The sequence below is a fragment of the Lentzea sp. NPDC092896 genome, from assembly GCF_044754905.1.
Classification (GTDB): domain Bacteria; phylum Actinomycetota; class Actinomycetes; order Mycobacteriales; family Pseudonocardiaceae; genus Lentzea.
The window spans coordinates 1-16,013 of sequence record NZ_JBIVPX010000013.1 but is presented as its reverse complement, the minus strand read 5'-3'; the positions used below and the strand labels follow the sequence as shown (position 1 = coordinate 16,013).

The window sequence follows — 16,013 nt, the reverse complement described above, 5'->3', positions numbered from 1 at the left end:
TACAAGCTCCTGATCAGCGCCAGAGGGAAGGGTCCGGGCGGAACCCCACCGTCACGCCACCCGAGTCCATCTCCGCACCGGTGACGATGCAGCGCCTCAGCAACGACGGCAGCGCCACGAGCCGACGCCGGCCATCGACGGTCAGCGCCAGGTCGTCGCTCACGCGCGCGAGGTCCAGCTCCGTGTCGTCGGCCAGCGGCAAAGCGATCCGCAACGAATAGCGGGCGTCGAGCCCGCGACCGCTGCCCGACACCTCCAGCAACGACCCTGGAACACCGGAAGCGGGGACGTCCGGCAACGGGTCCGAGTCGCCGTAGAGCTGCTCGGCGACCTCCAGCAGTGCCGGCACGCCCACGGGCTCCGACGCGCGGTGGTCGACCGTGCGGATCTCACCGATCCCGGTCAGTTCGGTCAGCACCGCGTCCTGCTCGTGGCGACGCGTGCGCAGCCACGAGGCGGCGGCACCGCGCGCGGCACCCGGCGAGGGCACCAGCCGGTTCGCGATCACGCTGTCGACCCGGATTCCCTGCAACGCCAACGCGGTCAGCGTGCGGCGGGTCTCGGCGGCGACGACGCGTTCCGGCGTCAGCACCAGCCGCACCGAGCACGACGACGAGTCCGTGAGCATCGAGCGCAACGCGTCCAGCCGCTCGGCGAGCCTGCTCAGCGCGTCGGCCGTCGCGTCCCACTTCTCGACGGTCCCGGTGCCGGCGACGCCCGCGAGCAGCCCGCGCACCACGCGCCGGTGCGTCGGGAAGAGCCGTTCGAGATAGCCGGCGAACGCCTCGGGCAGCGACAGCAGCCGCAACGTCTCCGCGGTCGGCCCGCAGTCGACGACCACGACCTCCCACGGCCCGGACGACGCGAGCCGCCGCACCTCCGCCAGCGCGAGGAGTTCCTCGACACCGGGAAGCACGGTCAGTTCCTCGGCGTCGAGCTCGTCGACACCGGCGCCCGCCAGCACGGTCCGCAGGTGCCCGCGCAGATCACCCCAGGCCTCGTCGACGAGGCCGCGAGGATCGATCTGGCAGGCGAACAAGCCATCCGATCCGTCCACTTCGGACGGTTCGGCACCGAGACGCACGTCGAGCGCGTCCCCCAGCGAGTGCGCGGGATCGGTGGAGACCACGAGCGCCTTGCGGCCGTGCGCGGCCAGCGAGGCGGCCGTCGCGGCCGACAGCGTCGTCTTGCCGACCCCGCCCTTGCCGGTGAAGAGCAGGACCCGGCTCAAGCCGCCTTCTCCGCGCGCTTCTTGAGTTCCTTGAGCGCGGTGTCGAGGATCAGCTTCTCGGCCTTGCGGCGGAACAGCCCGATCATCGGGATCACCAGCTGCACCGACAGCGTGTAGGTGACCTTGGTCCCGGTACCGGACGGCGCCAGCACGTAGCTGCCCTGCTGCGCCTTCTGCATGGTGCCCTTGACGAGCTGCCACTTCACCGACAGACCGTCGGCGGCCCAGTCGTACTTCAGGGTGTACTCGTCCTTCACGGGACCCTGGTCGATCGCGAACCGCACCTGCTCGGCACGGCCGTCGTCGCGGGAGTCGAGGACCTCGACTTCCTTCATCCCGTTCGCCCAGTCCGGGTACGACGGGAAGTCCGCGATGATCGCCATGATCTTCTCAGGCGGAGCGTCGATGACGATGGACTGAGTGGACTCGTCGGCCATGTGTGAGGAGGTTACTCGCGTCTTTACCAGTTGAGGACGTGAGGCTTGCCGCTGCGCTGGAAGTGCCCGACGTTGACGCACTCGGTGTAGCCGACGCGCACGCGCCTGGCCAACGGCTGGTGCACGTGCCCGAACACCGACCAGCGCGGACGCTCGCGCACGATCTTGTCCAGCGCGGCCCTCGATCCCCATTCGGGACGGCGCGCGACGACGTCGTAGGTCAGCTCCGGCACGAGCGGCGGGATGTGCGTGCACAGCACGTCGACCTGGCCGATCCGCTCCAGCGCGGCCGCCATGTCCTCCTCCGTGCGCAGGTACGGGAACCACGGCGCGTTGGGGTTGCGGACCAGTCCGGGCACCATCAGGCCGCCGCCCGCGAAGCCGAACCTCAGCCCGCCGATCTCCGCGGCCTCGCCGTCGAGCACGTGCACGCCGTCACGGGCGAACTGCGGCCACAGGTGCGGACTGTCCACATTGCCCGGTGTCGCGTACGTCGGCGCGGACATGGCGCTGAACAACGCGTGGTACTGCTCCAGCACCGCTTCTTCCACGACGGAACGGGCGTCGGCGAGACCGTCCCAGAGCGATCGGATGTAGCTCGCCGTGTCCGCGCGCCTGGTGCCGCGTCTCAGTTCGGCGAAGATCCCGACCTTCTCCGCGCCGAAGACGCGGCCGAGGATCCCCTTGGAGTGGTCGTAGTAGTCGACGAAGTCGATCAGGTCGCCGAGCACGACGAGAGCGTCAGCCCCGTCGCCGGCACGCGCCAGCGCCTCAGCGTTGCCGTGCACATCCGAGACCACGTGAACCCGCACGGTTCCAACTTAGTTGACGCCGCATGGGGGTGTTCTGCGAGACGCACGTCAAGCAAGATCACCCTGCCGGCGGGCAGCCGGCCGGACGACCGTCCTCCAGAGTCAGCTTGAGCCCCAGTGCGACGGATTTCGCGTCGAGCTGACGGCGTTGCACTTCGCGACGGGCGTTGCGCGGTGTGAGTGAACCGGCGGGAGAATCAGCGCGGAGGAAGTAGTGCAACACGGTGCCGTCGAGCATAGGTTCGAGCCAGACCTCCATCGTGCCGACGAGTGCGCCGCCCACGGTCCAGCGCAGCCCCTCTTCGCCACGGTCGGCGTAGACGTCCAGTTCGAGATCAGGCCAGAAAGCCCGCCACGACGAGGCGGTGGCGAAGGCTGCGGCGACCACGCTGGGTGGTACCGCGAGGAATGTCTCGTCGACGACGTCCACGCTGGCCATAAGGACAAAAGGTAACGGAAGGGCGTACCAACCTTTGTATCGCCGGAATCACACGCTAAGTTTCCCCACCAGTAACATTTCACCGTACGGAGGTTGACGTGCGCGAGTTCAGCGTCCCCGCCACCGCCGCTGTGGCTCCGGAGGAAAACCTCACCGACATGGTGTGGGCCAACGCGGAGCGCTTCGGCAACGCCGTCAGCTTCCGCAGGCAGGTCGACGGCACCTGGGTCGACATCACCGCGCGTGACTTCGCCGCGCAGGTCATGGCCGTCGCGAAGGGCCTGGTAGCAGCCGGTCTCGAGCTCGGCGACCGGGTCGGTTTGGTCTCCAAGACGCGCTACGAGTGGTCGTTGCTCGACTTCGCCATCTGGGCGGCGGGCGGCGTCGTGGTGCCGATCTACGAGACGTCGTCGGCGGACCAGATCGAGTGGATCCTGTCCGACTCCGGCGCGAAGGCGGTGTTCGTCGAGGCTCCCTCGCACCGCGCGATGGTCGACGACGTCGTCGGCACGCTGCCCGAGCTGCGCCACGTGTGGCAGATCGACGGTGCGGCGGCCGCGGTCGACGAGCTGACCGCGCTGGGTGCCGAGATCACCGACGAGCAGGTGCACGAGCGTCGCGGGCAGGTGCAGGCGGACCAGACGGCGACGCTGGTCTACACCTCCGGCACCACCGGCCGCCCCAAGGGCTGCACGCTGACGCACCGCAACCTGCTGTCCGAGGTGCGGTCGGCGCTGTCGCGGTTCCCGGAGATCCTCACCGCCGGCAACTCGCTGCTGCTGTTCCTGCCGCTCGCGCACATCCTGGCGCGTGCCCTGGCGCTGGCGTGCGTGTACTCGCGGGCGACCGTGGGCCACACGGCGGACGTGAAGAACCTCGTCGAGGACCTCGGCCAGTTCCGCCCGACGTTCGTCGTCGCGGTGCCGCGCGTGTTCGAGAAGGTCTACAACGGCGCGAAGCAGAAGGCGCACGCCGGCGGCAAGGGCAAGATCTTCGACGCCGCCGAGGCGACGTCGGTCGCGTATTCGAGCGCTTTGGACAACGGCGGGCCCGGCCTGGGTCTGCGGATCAAGCACGCGGTGTTCGACAAGCTGGTGTTCGCGAAGCTGCGCGGCGCCCTGGGTGGTCGCGCGATCGCGGCGGTCTCCGGTGGCGCGCCGCTGGGTGACCGGCTGTCGCACTTCTTCCGCGGCGCGGGCATCCCGGTCTACGAGGGCTACGGCCTGACCGAGACGTCGGCGGCGGCGTGCGTGACGTTCCGCGGCCAGGAGAAGGTCGGCACGGTCGGCCTGCCGGTGCCCGGCACGTCGGTGAAGATCGCCGAGGACGGCGAGATCCTCATCAAGGGCGACATCGTGTTCACCGGCTACTGGAACAACGAGGCCGCCACCAAGGAGGCCCTGGAGGACGGCTGGTTCCACACCGGTGACATCGGCGAGCTCGACGACGACGGGTTCCTGAAGATCACGGGCCGCAAGAAGGAGATCATCGTCACCGCCGGTGGCAAGAACGTCTCCCCCGCGCAGCTCGAGGACCGGATCCGGGCGCACCCGCTGATCTCGCAGTGCATGGTCGTCGGCGACAAGCAGCCGTTCATCGGCGCGCTGATCACGATCGACCCGGAGTTCTTCCCGTCGTGGAAGGAGTCGCACGGCAAGCCGGCGTCGGCCGAGGTTCCCGACCTGATCGAGGACGCGGACCTGCTGGCCGAGATCCAGGCCGTGGTGGACGAGGCGAACAAGTCGGTGTCCAAGGCCGAGGCGATCCGCAAGTTCCGGGTGCTGCCGGTGGACTTCACCGAGGCGGGCGGCGAGATGACGCCGTCGCTGAAGCTGAAGCGCTCTGTCGTGGCGACGACCTACTCGTCCGACATCGACGCCATCTACGCGAAGTAACCGCAGGTCAAATGCGCGAAAGGCCCAGGAGCTGAGAGAGTGCTCCTGGGCCTTTCGACCCCCAGCGATCGTGATCCGCGAACTTTCCGCGGAACCCGAGAAGTGTGTTGCCCCGGCCCCCCGACCGGGACATGAAGAAGATTGCCGTACGGCGCTGACGTATCGCTGACGCGCCGATGTCACTTGGCGACAGCGCGCTAATAGGCTGTGAGTCAGACGGGGATCATCTGGCGCGCACGAGGGGTTGGCAATGGCTTCGGGTCCGCAGTTCCGGCTGCTCGGCCCGATGGAAGTACGCCTGGCCGGCTCCGCTGTCGTGTTGCGCGCGGGCAAGCACAGGGCGTTGCTGGCGGCGTTGCTGCTGCGGCCGAACCGCGTGGTTCCCGTGACGGAACTCGTCGAGCACGTGTGGGGGGACGCACCGCCCGCGCGCACGCGTGGGACGTTGCAGACGTACGTGATGCGGCTGCGAGCGGCGTTGGGCGATCCGTCGTTGATCCAGACGGCCCCCGACGGCTATCGGATGCTGGTGGACCCGCTGGCCGTGGACGCGCATCGGTTCGCGGACGCGGCGGCTCGCGGACGGACGGCTGTCTCGTCGGAGGACCTGGTCACGGCACGGAAAGCGTTTGCCGAGGCGTTGGAACTGTGGCGCGGGCCGGTGCTGTCGGACGTGCCTTCGGAGACGTTGTACGCGGAGCACGCGCCGCGGCTGACCGAGCTGCTGATGACGGTGCACGAGCAGCGGATCGACGTGGAGCTCGCGCTGGGCAACCACGCGGACCTGGTGCCGGAGCTGTTCGCGCTGACGCGGGACCACCCGTTGCGGGAACGGTTCTGGGCGCAGCTGATGCTCGCGCTGTACCGCTGCAGCAGGCAGGCGGAGGCGCTGGAGGCGTTCCGGCAGCTCGACCGGACTTTGGACGACCAGCTGGGCATCGACCCGTCGGCGGAGCTGCGGGCGTTGCACCAGGCGATCCTGATGGGAGCGCGGGAGCTGGCGGCGCCGGTGGTGGCGCGGGAACCGGAACGCGCGCCGGCGTCACCCATGCGGCTGCCGGACGACATCGCGGACTTCACCGGGCGGTCCCGGCACGTGGAGCGGATCTCCGGGCTGATCGCGGGCGGGTCGGTGCCGATCGTGACGCTGGCGGGGCCGCCGGGGGTGGGCAAGACGACGCTGGCGGTGCGCGTGGCGCATCTGCTGCGGGACCGGTTCCCGGACGGGCAGCTCTACGTCGACCTGCGCGGGTATGCGCTGGGGGCGCCGGCGGACGGGATGGACGTGCTGTCGCGGTTCCTGCGGGCGCTGGGCGTGCCGCCGGACGAGATCCCGCCGGACGCGGACGAGCAGAGCACGATGCTGCGGTCGTTGCTGTCGGGCCGGCGGATGTTGCTGCTGCTGGACAACGCCTCCGCGCCCGACCAGGTGCGGCCGCTGCTGCCGGGGACGGCGTCGTGCCGGGTGATCGTGACGTCGCGGGACGACCTGCGCGGGCTGATCGCGATGAACGGCGCGCGGACCGTGCCGGTGGAGGTGTTCGAGGCCGCGGAGTCCGCGTCGTTGCTGACGAAGCTGCTCGGGCCGGGTGACCACGCGGAGCTGGCGTCCCGCTGCGGGCACCTGCCGCTGGCGCTGCGGGTGGCGGCGGCGTACCTGGCCGGGCGGGACGACGTGACGATCTCCGGTTCACCGATCGAGCTCGCCTACGCCGCGCTACCGCCCGCGCCGCAGCGGTTGTTCCGGCTGCTGTCGCTGGTGCCGGGACCGGACTTCACGGCGGAGGCCGCGTCCGCGCTGGCCGACGTGGACGCCGAGGGCCTGCTGACGGTGCTGGCGATCGCGCGCCTGGTCGTGCGAGTGGCGCCCGGTCGCTACCGGTTCCACGACGAGCTGGTCCGCTACGCGGCCTCGTTGCGCGAGGAGTCGGACAGCCCGTCGGAGCAGCGGGCGTCGTGGGCGGCGCTGCTCAACCACTACCTGCGTGGCGTCGAACGCTGTGCCGAACTGCTCTACCCCGGAATCGTGCGGCTGCCGTCGTCGGCCTCGGGACCGGCGCCGCGGATCTCCACCTCCGCAGAGGCGCTGACGTGGCTCGACGCGGAACGGCCGAACCTGATCGCCGCCATCCGGCACGCGGCCGAGCACGGCCCCGCGGAGATGGCCTGGCAGCTCGCCGACGCGCTGCGCGGCTACCTGTGGATCGGTCAGCACGTCGGTGAATGGCTCGCGACGGCGCACCACGGCCTGCAGGCCGCGCGGAAGTCCGGGCACCGCCCGGCCGAGGCCGCGATGCACGCGAACCTCGGCACCCTCTACCTGCGGCTGGGCGAGTACGCGCGCTCCGTGGAGCACCACGACCACGCCATCGAGCTGTACCGGGCGCTGGGCGACAAGGACGCCGAGGCGAGCGTGCTGAACAACCTCAGCCTCGTGCACCGGCGTTCCGGCGACCTGGCCGCCGCGAAGGACGCCTTGCTCCGCTGCCTGGAGATGCTTCGCTCGGCGCCGGCGGACAGCGTCAGCACCGGCCTGTACAACCTCGGCCAGCTCGCCGTGGAACTCGGCGAGATCGACGGCGCCGTCGAACACTTCTCGCAGGCACTGGCCCTGGCGCCGAACGCCGACAGCCACACCTACCTGGGCATGGCTTTGCGCCTGCAGGGACGCCTCGACGAGGCCCGCGCCCACCTCGACCGCGCCCTGGAGATCGGCAACGTCCCCGCCGGCGAGGCCGAGACCCTGGAGAACCTCGCCGCCCTGGAACTCGCCTCGGGCAACGCCGAGGCGGCCCTGTCCCTGGCCTCGCGCGCCCTGTCCCTGGTCGCGGACGGCGGTGACCAGCAGGTGGCGACCACTACCCGGATCACGCTCGGCGAGATCCGCCGCGCCCTGGCCGACCTCGACGCCGCCGCCGGTCTGTTCGAACAGGCCCTCGTGACGGCCCGGCGGATCGGCTACGCGTCCGGCGAGGTCCGCGCGCTGATCGACCTCGCCGTGGTGCTGCGCGACCTCGACCGCGACGCCGATTCCCGGTCGGCCGCCGAACTGGCCGCGCGACGCGGCGCCGAACTCGGACTGCGTGCCCTGGAGAACAGGGCCCGCGAACTCGCCTGACCCGCGCCGACGTCCACTACTCCAGCTCGCGATATCCCATATATCGCGGCTATCGGTGTGCGCGCAGTGCGGCGGCGAGCCAGGTGAACGCGGGCACGCTGCGCGGTCCTGGCGGACGATCGCCGATCAGGCCCAGCAGTTCCCAGTAGCGTTCGACGCGAGGCTCGGCCACCAGGTCCAGCCATTCGAGCAGTGCCTGTGACTCCGTGCCGGCCAGGTCGGTGGGAACGACGCGGTCGAGGATCGCGCGCCCGGCGCCGGACTCCGGTGCGATCTCCTTCTCGGCGGCCGGGCCCGCGTGCTCGAGAACCAGGGGCCGGACGTTGAGGCCGAAGTCGATGCGGTCGCCGGCTCCGCCGTGCAGCACCATCTGCCGCATGGCGCGCTGGAAGTCGGCGTCGGAGACGAGTTCGGCCAACTCCACCCAGGCGTCGACCTGCGCCGAGGTCGGGTCGTCTGGCAGTTGTGGGGGCATCTCCCGCATGAAGCCCGCGATGACCAGCACGTCCGCGTCCTCGACGCCGGCGAAGATCTTGTCGACGAAGCCGTCGATGAGGTCCTGCCGTTCCTGAGCCGGCAGCCGGGCGAGTTCGTGCATCAGGGACAGTCCTTCGGTCTTGTTGTCACGGCAGACGGCGTGGTGAAGGACGGCGCGGTTCAGCCGCAACACCCGGATCTGGGCGTCCAGGGCCTCGACGTGGGCCGCGGCGACCTCGGCCAGCGTGGACCGCCGGTCGACCACCTTCCGCACTGCCTCCAGGCCGAGACCGAGCTCGCGAAGCGTCCGGACCAGGCGCAGGCGGCCGACCGCGTCGGCACCGTAGACGCGGTAGCCACCGGAGTTCCGTTCCAAAGGCGGTACCACTCCGCTGTCGGACCAGAACCGGATCGTGCGCGCCGGCAGCCCGGTGCGGCGAGCCAGCTCTCCGATCGTGTAGCGGCCCATCTCTTCGTCCATGCCGCCAAGCTGCACCTTCCACCCGCTGGAAGGTCAACCCGATTACCGGTGTGCCGCGATATATCGGATATCAGGTCAGCCGATGAGGTTTTCGAGGCGGTGGGCGAGCTGGTCCCAGCGCCAGTGGTCGCTGACCCATTCCCGGCCCGTGCGCCCCATCTTGGCCGCCGTCTCGGGATCGGCGAGCAGCGACGCGATCCGCTCGGCGACGTTCTCGACGTCGCGGCCGTCGACGACGTTGCCGGTGATGCCGTCGCGCACGGTCTCCGGAGCACCACCAGACCGTCCGGCCACCACGGGCAGCCCGGTGGCCGACGCCTCCAGGTAGACGATGCCGAGGCCTTCGACGTCGAGCCCGCGGCCGCGCGTGCGGCACGGCATCGCGAAGACGTCGCCGGCGTTGTAGTGCGCGGGCAGTTCCTCCCACGGCACCGAGCCGGTCAGCACGATGTCCCGCGAACCGGCGGCCAGCTTCTCGAGCGTCGCCCGGTACGGCCCGCCGCCGACGATCAGCAGTGCGGCGTCCGGCACCGACCGCTGGATCAACGGCAGCGCGCGGATCAGCACGTCCTGCCCCTTGCGCGGCACCAGGCGCGACACGCAGACGATCACCGGCCGGTCGCCCAGCCCGTACCGGCGGCGGATCTCGGCGCGCGCCGCGGGATCCGGCCGGTACAGCTCGGTGTCCACACCGGAGGGAAGGTGTTCGAGCGCCGCCATCGGACCGAACGCCGCCGCGAACCGCGAACGGGTGTAGCGGCTGACGTAGGTCACGACGTCCACTCCGGACCCGATGGCCCGCAACGCCTGCCGCGCCACCGGCAGCATCGACCAGCCGACCTCGTGCCCGTGCGTGCACGCCACCGCGCGGCTGAGTCCGAGCGACGGCGCCAGCAACGCGAGCGGTGCCGCCGCCCCGAACCACGCGGCCTCGCAGGACTCGGCGCGGGCGATGTCACGGGCGCGGGCGAGGACGTCCGGCGTCGGCAGCATCAACGACGTCGGGTGCCGCACCACCGGGAACGGCTGCTCGGCGTCGAACTCCTCCGCGCCCTTCCACTTCGGCGCGTACACGACGAGCGAGTCCGCGGGCATCCGTGTCGCCAAAGCGTGCAGGTAGGACTGGATGCCACCGGGGCGGGGCGGGAAGTCGTTGGTCACCAGCAAGGTTCGGCGCACGAACTCAACGCTATCCGATGCTCGTTTTCAGGAACTCACGCCAACCCGCCACGTCGACGACGCTCGGGTCCACAGAAGACATCGACGCGTGCCGCAGGAAGAAGTCCACGACACCTCGCTCCCCCAGCCTCGACTCCAGATAAACCATGATCGAGTACGCCTGCTGATAGGCCAGATCACGCCCGGTGCCGCCGAAGTCGACCGGCAACGCCGAGACGTCCGACTTGAGCAAAGGCGCGGCCTGGCGAAGCGACAACCCCATGCCGTGGAACGCCACCCAGTCCGCGAATCCCTCGACCAGCCACAGCGGCGCGGAGTCCGAGGTCAGGTCCCGCGTCGCGACATGCGTGATCTCGTGGCGCAGCAGCACGCGCAACTCGACGTCCGACAACGCCGATGCCCGCACCCGGTTGATGACGACCCGCTGCCCGGAACCGTCGCTGTCCCGAATGGCGATTCCGGCCATGTCCGCGAACGCAGGCCCGACGAGCGACACCAGCTCGCTGTCCGTAGCCGGAACGACGACGTCGACCCGCCGCGCCCAGCTGACATCCAATATATCGGCGACCTCGCGCACCGAGGAGTCCAACGACCCCGACACCCGTGACGCCAACGCACCATCACAAGAACTGCTGGTCACAGTGCCTGACGCAGCCGTCAGCACGGCCTCATTGCAATGGGGTGTTGCGGTCGGCTGCAACTCAACGGGCCGCAGTGCAACGCTGACGCCCAGCAGGAACGTCATGGCGACGGTGACCGCCAGCAACGTCCGGAGGTGCTTCACCGGCGCAACGCTAGCCCTCGATGCGCCGAATCACCGCGATGGGCCCGATGGCGTCGATCGGCGCGATCTTCACCGGCTGGCCCTCCGTCGAGGCGTGCACCGCCCGCCCGTTGTCGACGGCCATGGCGACGTGCGACCGGCTCGAGTAGTAGATGATCAGATCGCCCGCACGGACCTCGCCGCGCGACACGGCGCGTCCGACCCCGGCCTGGCCACCGGACGTGCGCGGGATCGTGAACCCGGCCGCCGCGTACGCCTTCATCGTGAGCCCGGCGCAGTCCCAGCGGTCAGGCCCGGTCGCGCCGTACTGGTAGTCGTCCCCTCGCTGGCCCAGTGCGAAGTTCAGCGCGAGGCCCGCCGCTCCGGAAGGAACGCTGACCTGCGAGCGGTCTCCTGGATCACGCAACTGGGTCACGACAGGCGCCGGCAGCCGCGTCAGCGCCGAGCGCACCTCGGTGATCTGCGCCTGCAGGGCCTGGTTGCGCCCGTCCAGGTCACTCTTCAGCTTCTCGGCCGCCGCGGTGGTCTCCGCGGCACGAGCGCGCGCGTTCTCCGCCACCTGGTGCGCCTGCCGGGCCTTCTCCACCGCGCCGGACAGCCGCGCGAGCGACTCCGCCTTGTCGGCGGCCAGCACCCGCATCATCTCGAGGCGGATCAGGAAGTCCTGCTGCGAGTCCGCCACGAGCAGCGCCGACAGCTGGTTGAAACGCGCACCCTCGAACGACGCCTGGGCGATGAGGTCGACCTGCCCCTGGAAGTCGTCCTCGTCGCGTTTGGCCTGCCGTTCGACCTGCTGCGCCGCCGACACCGTCGCGGTCGCGCGGTCGAGTTCGGCCTTGCGCTGGACGAGATCCTCCTGCGCGCGCAGGACTTCCTCGTTGAGCTTCGTCGCCTGCGCCGTCAGATCCGCGTACGCGCGCGCGGGATCAGCCGGCTGCGCGGCTGAAGACACGGCCGGAGTCGCCGAGAGCAGCAGCAGGAGAACTACAAAACCACGGGTGAAGTTGCGCGACATGAGGTCGCCGATCCCCCTCGCCAGAACAAGCCCGTCAAGATCGACGGCGTCAGGCTACCGGGTGATCAAACGCGCCCGAGACGGGCCAGCAACACAGCGGACGGCACCGGGTGCGCACCGCGGCGACGCACCGAATCCGCGACCGCGCGATCCGACGTCACCACCACCACGGGACGCCCCTCGGGCTCTGCGGTGACCAGCGCACGGATCACGTCGTCGGCCAGAACACCGGGATCGCTGAAGAGCACGCGCACGCCACGAGGAGCCGCGGCAGGCACCGCCACCACCCCAGCGCCGTCGAACACCAACGTCACCTCGGCACCCGTGCGCGCGGCGAGCACCGCCAGCTGGTGCACGAGCCGGTCGCGTTGATCCGACAACGACAGCTCCGGATATCCGGTCTTGGTGACGTTGTAGCCGTCCACCACGAGGTGCACGGCGGGCAACGCCAGCAGCCGGTCCAGCGCCGCCGGGTCCTCGACCCGTCCGACGGCCCCCTGCGACGCGCTGGCGCCGCGCACGAGGTCGGCGGGACGCGGCCCGGTGCCTTCCCCCAGGGCGAGTTCACGGCGCAGGCCCGTGACGGCGCCGTCGAGGGTGTCCACGAGCAGCGCGAGCCGCACCTCGTCGGCCTGCCTGGCCTCTCGCGCGGACTGCCGCGCCACCTCGGCGTCGGCGATCGCCCGCTGCGCCTTGCCGCGCTCGGTCTCGGCGCGTTCCCGTTCCCGGTCGCGCTCGGCGGACAGGCGCTTGACCTCGTCCGCGGTGCGTTCCTGGATCTTGCCGACCTCGGTGGCCGCCGCCGCGGCCGCGTCCTTGGCCTCACGCAGCTTCACACCCTGCTCGCGCAACCGCTTGCGCAGGCGTTCCAGCTCGATCTCGGCGTCCGCGCGGACGCGTTCGGTGGCACCGTCGAGCTGGGTGCGCTCGGCCCGGAGCCGTTCCAGCTCTACTTCCATCCGTTCCGCCCGCACGACTGCCGCGTCCCGTTCGGCTCGCAGCGTCGCGTCGCCGACCCGTCGCGAGACCAGCTCCACGTAGTGCGGCGCGACGTCGTCCCCGGTCAGCACCGCCGCAGCGGCCGCCGTCACCGGATCCGGCGAGGTCACCTCCAGCGTCGACGGCCTGTTCTTGCGCAGCCACTCGATCACGGCGGTGCGGAAGTTCGCCGAGTCCCGCAGGCCGGCGACGACCTGCGTGCCGCCCAGACGAGCGCGTTTGGTCGGGGCGAACTTCGCCACCGGGCGCAGGTGCTGGGGCACGTCGACCTTCGCCATCTCGCCCAACGCGTCGGCACCGAGTTCCGCGAGCCTCACCCGCAACGGCTCCGGCAGGGCCGACCAGTCCACAGTGGATTCCTCTGGGGATTCCTCTGCGGACTCACCTGCCTCGTCGGCAGGCTGGTCGAACTCAGGCGCGGGCATCGGGTCGGGCACCCCAACAGGCTAGAGCCCTCGCGCTTGAGCAGCGCACGGACGTGTCCGCCCTTCGGAACAACGATCTGGAAAAGATCACCCGAAGATCACTCCAACGGAGCAACCGCAGGTCAGGGCACCGCGATGGACCACCGCCGAAAATTGTCAGACCCCGTCGCTAACGTCGGCCACGTGACCGGACAACTGTCCTTCGACGAGCTCGGGACGCCCCTGCGCGACACGACGTTCGTCGTCTTCGACCTGGAGACGACGGGCGGCAGCGCCGAGGAGGACGCCGTCACCGAGATCGGCGCGGTGAAGGTCCGCGGCGGCCAGGTCATCGGCGAGTTCGCCACGCTCGTCGACCCCGAACGCGGCATCCCGCCGATGGTCGCGCAGCTGACCGGGATCACCCAGCTGATGGTGACGGGCGCGCCGACCATGAAGACGGTGCTGCCCGCGTTCCTCGAGTTCGCGGCCGGTGCGGTGCTGGTGGCGCACAACTCGGGCTTCGACGTCGGGTTCATGAAGGCCGCCTGCGAACGGCACGGCTACCGCTGGCCGAAGCCGTCGGTCGTGTGCACGGTGAAGCTCGCACGGCGGGTGCTGAGCCGCGACGAGGCGCCGTCGTGCCGGCTGTCCGCGCTCTCGGACCTGTTCCACACGGAGACCAAGCCGACGCACCGGGCGCTGGCTGACGCCCGCACGACCGTCGAGGTGCTGCACGCGCTGCTGGAACGCGTCGGCAACGTCGGCGTGCACTCCCTGGAGGAGCTGCTGGCGTACCTGCCGGAGGTGACGCCGGAACAACGCCGCAAACGCTCCCTGGCCGCCCACCTGCCGTCCACGCCGGGCGTGTACCTGTTCCGCGGCCCGAAGGAGGAGGTGCTCTACGTCGGCACGGCGTCCGACCTGCGCCGCCGGGTCCGCCAGTACTTCACGGCCAGCGAGGGCCGCCGCAGGTTGCGCGAGATGGTCGCGCTCGCGGTGCGCGTCGACGCCGTGGAGTGCGCCCACCCGCTGGAGGCCGAGGTGCGCGAGCTACGGCTGCTGCGCGCACATCGCCCCGCGTACAACCGACGCTCGAAGAACCCCCACCACGCCTGGTGGCTGACCCTGACCGACGAGCCGTTCCCGCGGATCTCGCTCGTCAAGATCCCGCGAGACGGCGCTCTGGGCCCGTTCCGCACCCGGAAGGCCGCCGAGTCGGTCGCGGACGCGCTGCTCGACGCCGTCCCGCTGCGCTCCTGCACCATCAAGATCCCCGCGGCGAACCAACGAGCCTCCCCGTGCGCGCTGGCCGAACTCGACCGCTGCAAGGCGCCGTGCGCGGGCCGGCAGACCGTCGACGAGTACTCCCCCGCCGTCGTGGCCGTGCAGGACCTGGTCATCGGCCGCAGCGCGGACCCGTTGCGCACTCTCGTCACCCAGCTCGACGGCCTCGCGTCGGCCGAACGCTTCGAGGAGGCCGCCCGCCGCCGCGACCGCCTGGCGGGCCTGGTCCGGTCCCTGGACCGAGCCCAGCGACTGGCCGCCCTGGCTTCCCTGCCCCAACTGGTGGCCGCTCGACCGGACCGAGAAGGCGGCTGGGAGTTCTCCGTCGTGCGCTACGGCCGCCTGGCGTCCGCCGGAGTCGCCCGCCGAGGTACCCGCCCGATGCCGGTCGTCGACGCACTCGTCGCCTCGGCCGAAACGGTCATCCCGACCCCCGGTCCACTGCGCGGCGCGCCGCCGGAAGAAGCCGGGGTCGTTCTGCGCTGGCTCGACCAACCGGGCACCCGCCTCGTCTACGCGGACGAGCCCTGGTCCTCCCCCGCCGGCGCCGCCGCGGCATGGGTCCCGTGGGCCGAACAAGCCGCGAGCGCCCGCCCCATTCACGAGCGCTGGAACTGACCCTGCACACCCTCGTTGCAAGGGCCTTATGCAAAAGACGTTTGCGGACGTCCGCAAACGTCTTTTGCATAAGGGTGGATAAGGGCAGGTCAGCAGTGGTGGCGGCAACCGATATATCAGTTGGGATGTCGACAAAGCGACACCCGAGAGGTGAACGGGGCTCGCGTGCCATGACCGCTGACGTCCTCACGCCGGTGATCAGGCGGTAGGGCAGACTACGGGTGCTTGAGAGACCGGAGCCCAGACCCGAGGAGGACGCCGTGGTCACCGCCATCGTGCTGATCCAGGCCGCCGCCGAACGCATTCCCGAGGCCGCGCAGGAGATCGCCGACATCGACGGAGTCACCGAGGTGTACTCCTGTGCCGGTGACGTGGACCTGATCGCGCTGGTGCGGGTCAGCAAGCACGAGGACCTGGCCGCCCTGGTACCCGGCAAGATCAGCAAGGTCGCCGGTGTGCTGAACACCGACACGCACATCGCGTTCCGCAGCTACTCGAAGCGCGACGACGAGGCCGCGTTCTCCATCGGCCTGGACGACGCCCAGTAGCTCGACCCACCCAGGACAGCGAAAAGCCCCCGTGACGACTCACGGGGGCTTTTCAGCGCTTCAAGCCTGCAGATCAGGCCTTCGGGTCGGACGGCTTGCCCGCGAGCTCGCCGGCCTTGTCCTCAGAACCGGTGTCGAGCAGGTTCGTGTGCTTCGCGTTCTCCAGAGCCACGGTCTCCTCGACCGGGTCCGGTGACCAGGTGCTGCCGGCGACCGGGTGACCGGCCGAGCCGAGCTTGTTCATCTTCTTCGGCACCGACGCGCCCTGGTAAGCGAGCGGGATCGGGTG

The 16,013-nt window shown here is 70.4% G+C and carries 13 protein-coding genes and 1 pseudogene; 4 read left to right on the top strand and 10 right to left on the bottom strand.

What is annotated here, in order from left to right; translation table 11 throughout:
• Window positions 1-13: 13 nt before the first annotated feature.
• Genes ACIQF0_RS42300 through ACIQF0_RS42285 form a run of 4 tightly spaced genes read right to left on the bottom strand, consistent with a single transcriptional unit; the run spans window position 14 to window position 2,919 of the window.
• Window positions 14-1,231 (bottom strand): ArsA family ATPase, encoded by a 1,218-nt coding sequence (locus ACIQF0_RS42300; protein ID WP_401039698.1) that lies wholly within the window; start codon window positions 1,229-1,231, stop codon window positions 14-16.
• Window positions 1,228-1,668, bottom strand: a complete 441-nt coding sequence (locus ACIQF0_RS42295; protein WP_093599897.1) for an SRPBCC family protein — start codon at window positions 1,666-1,668, stop codon at window positions 1,228-1,230. Before ACIQF0_RS42295 ends, ACIQF0_RS42300 begins: the two co-directional genes overlap by 4 nt.
• A 23-nt stretch (window positions 1,669-1,691) precedes the next feature.
• Complete coding sequence (locus ACIQF0_RS42290; RefSeq protein WP_330270040.1) at window positions 1,692-2,480, bottom strand: metallophosphoesterase; 789 nt, start codon at window positions 2,478-2,480, stop codon at window positions 1,692-1,694.
• Window positions 2,481-2,538: 58 nt separating this feature from the next.
• The gene (locus ACIQF0_RS42285; protein ID WP_360043084.1) at window positions 2,539-2,919 is read right to left on the bottom strand and encodes a polyketide cyclase / dehydrase and lipid transport; all 381 of its coding nucleotides are present in this window, start codon (window positions 2,917-2,919) and stop codon (window positions 2,539-2,541) included.
• Window positions 2,920-3,017: 98 nt separating this feature from the next.
• On the opposite strand from ACIQF0_RS42285, the gene ACIQF0_RS42280 reads away from it, so the two are divergent.
• Complete coding sequence (locus ACIQF0_RS42280; RefSeq protein WP_401039695.1) at window positions 3,018-4,814, top strand: AMP-dependent synthetase/ligase; 1,797 nt, start codon at window positions 3,018-3,020, stop codon at window positions 4,812-4,814.
• Between the two features lie 250 nt (window positions 4,815-5,064).
• Window positions 5,065-7,932: a BTAD domain-containing putative transcriptional regulator gene (locus ACIQF0_RS42275; protein ID WP_401039693.1), complete on the top strand. Its 2,868-nt coding sequence runs from the start codon at window positions 5,065-5,067 to the stop codon at window positions 7,930-7,932.
• Between the two features lie 49 nt (window positions 7,933-7,981).
• Here the strand turns inward: ACIQF0_RS42275 and ACIQF0_RS42270 are convergent, their stop codons facing one another.
• The 5 genes from ACIQF0_RS42270 to ACIQF0_RS42250 all read right to left on the bottom strand — a co-directional run bounded on the left by ACIQF0_RS42270 (window position 7,982) and on the right by ACIQF0_RS42250 (window position 13,292).
• Window positions 7,982-8,890, bottom strand: a complete 909-nt coding sequence (locus ACIQF0_RS42270) for a MerR family transcriptional regulator (RefSeq protein WP_401039690.1) — start codon at window positions 8,888-8,890, stop codon at window positions 7,982-7,984.
• A gap of 75 nt (window positions 8,891-8,965) precedes the next feature.
• Entirely contained in the window at window positions 8,966-10,069 is a 1,104-nt protein-coding gene (locus tag ACIQF0_RS42265) for a glycosyltransferase family 4 protein (RefSeq protein WP_401039688.1), read from the bottom strand.
• Between the two features lie 10 nt (window positions 10,070-10,079).
• A complete protein-coding gene (locus ACIQF0_RS42260) occupies window positions 10,080-10,853 on the bottom strand; it encodes a hypothetical protein (protein WP_401039685.1) in 774 nt (257 codons plus the stop codon).
• Window positions 10,854-10,863: 10 nt separating this feature from the next.
• Window positions 10,864-11,868 (bottom strand): NlpC/P60 family protein, encoded by a 1,005-nt coding sequence (locus ACIQF0_RS42255; protein WP_401039682.1) that lies wholly within the window; start codon window positions 11,866-11,868, stop codon window positions 10,864-10,866.
• Window positions 11,869-11,933: 65 nt separating this feature from the next.
• Window positions 11,934-13,292: an NYN domain-containing protein gene (locus tag ACIQF0_RS42250; RefSeq protein WP_401040035.1), complete on the bottom strand. Its 1,359-nt coding sequence runs from the start codon at window positions 13,290-13,292 to the stop codon at window positions 11,934-11,936.
• Between the two features lie 135 nt (window positions 13,293-13,427).
• Between ACIQF0_RS42250 and ACIQF0_RS42245 the strand changes: the two genes are divergently transcribed.
• Both ACIQF0_RS42245 and ACIQF0_RS42240 read left to right on the top strand, forming a co-directional pair.
• A complete protein-coding gene (locus ACIQF0_RS42245) occupies window positions 13,428-15,176 on the top strand; it encodes a DEDD exonuclease domain-containing protein (RefSeq protein WP_401039679.1) in 1,749 nt (582 codons plus the stop codon).
• A 260-nt stretch (window positions 15,177-15,436) separates the two neighbouring features.
• Window positions 15,437-15,724 (top strand): Lrp/AsnC family transcriptional regulator, encoded by a 288-nt coding sequence (locus tag ACIQF0_RS42240; protein WP_030465012.1) that lies wholly within the window; start codon window positions 15,437-15,439, stop codon window positions 15,722-15,724.
• A gap of 73 nt (window positions 15,725-15,797) precedes the next feature.
• On the opposite strand, the pseudogene ACIQF0_RS42235 reads toward ACIQF0_RS42240, so the two are convergent.
• Window positions 15,798-16,013 (bottom strand): annotated as a pseudogene (locus tag ACIQF0_RS42235) (cytochrome b); the annotation flags it as partial.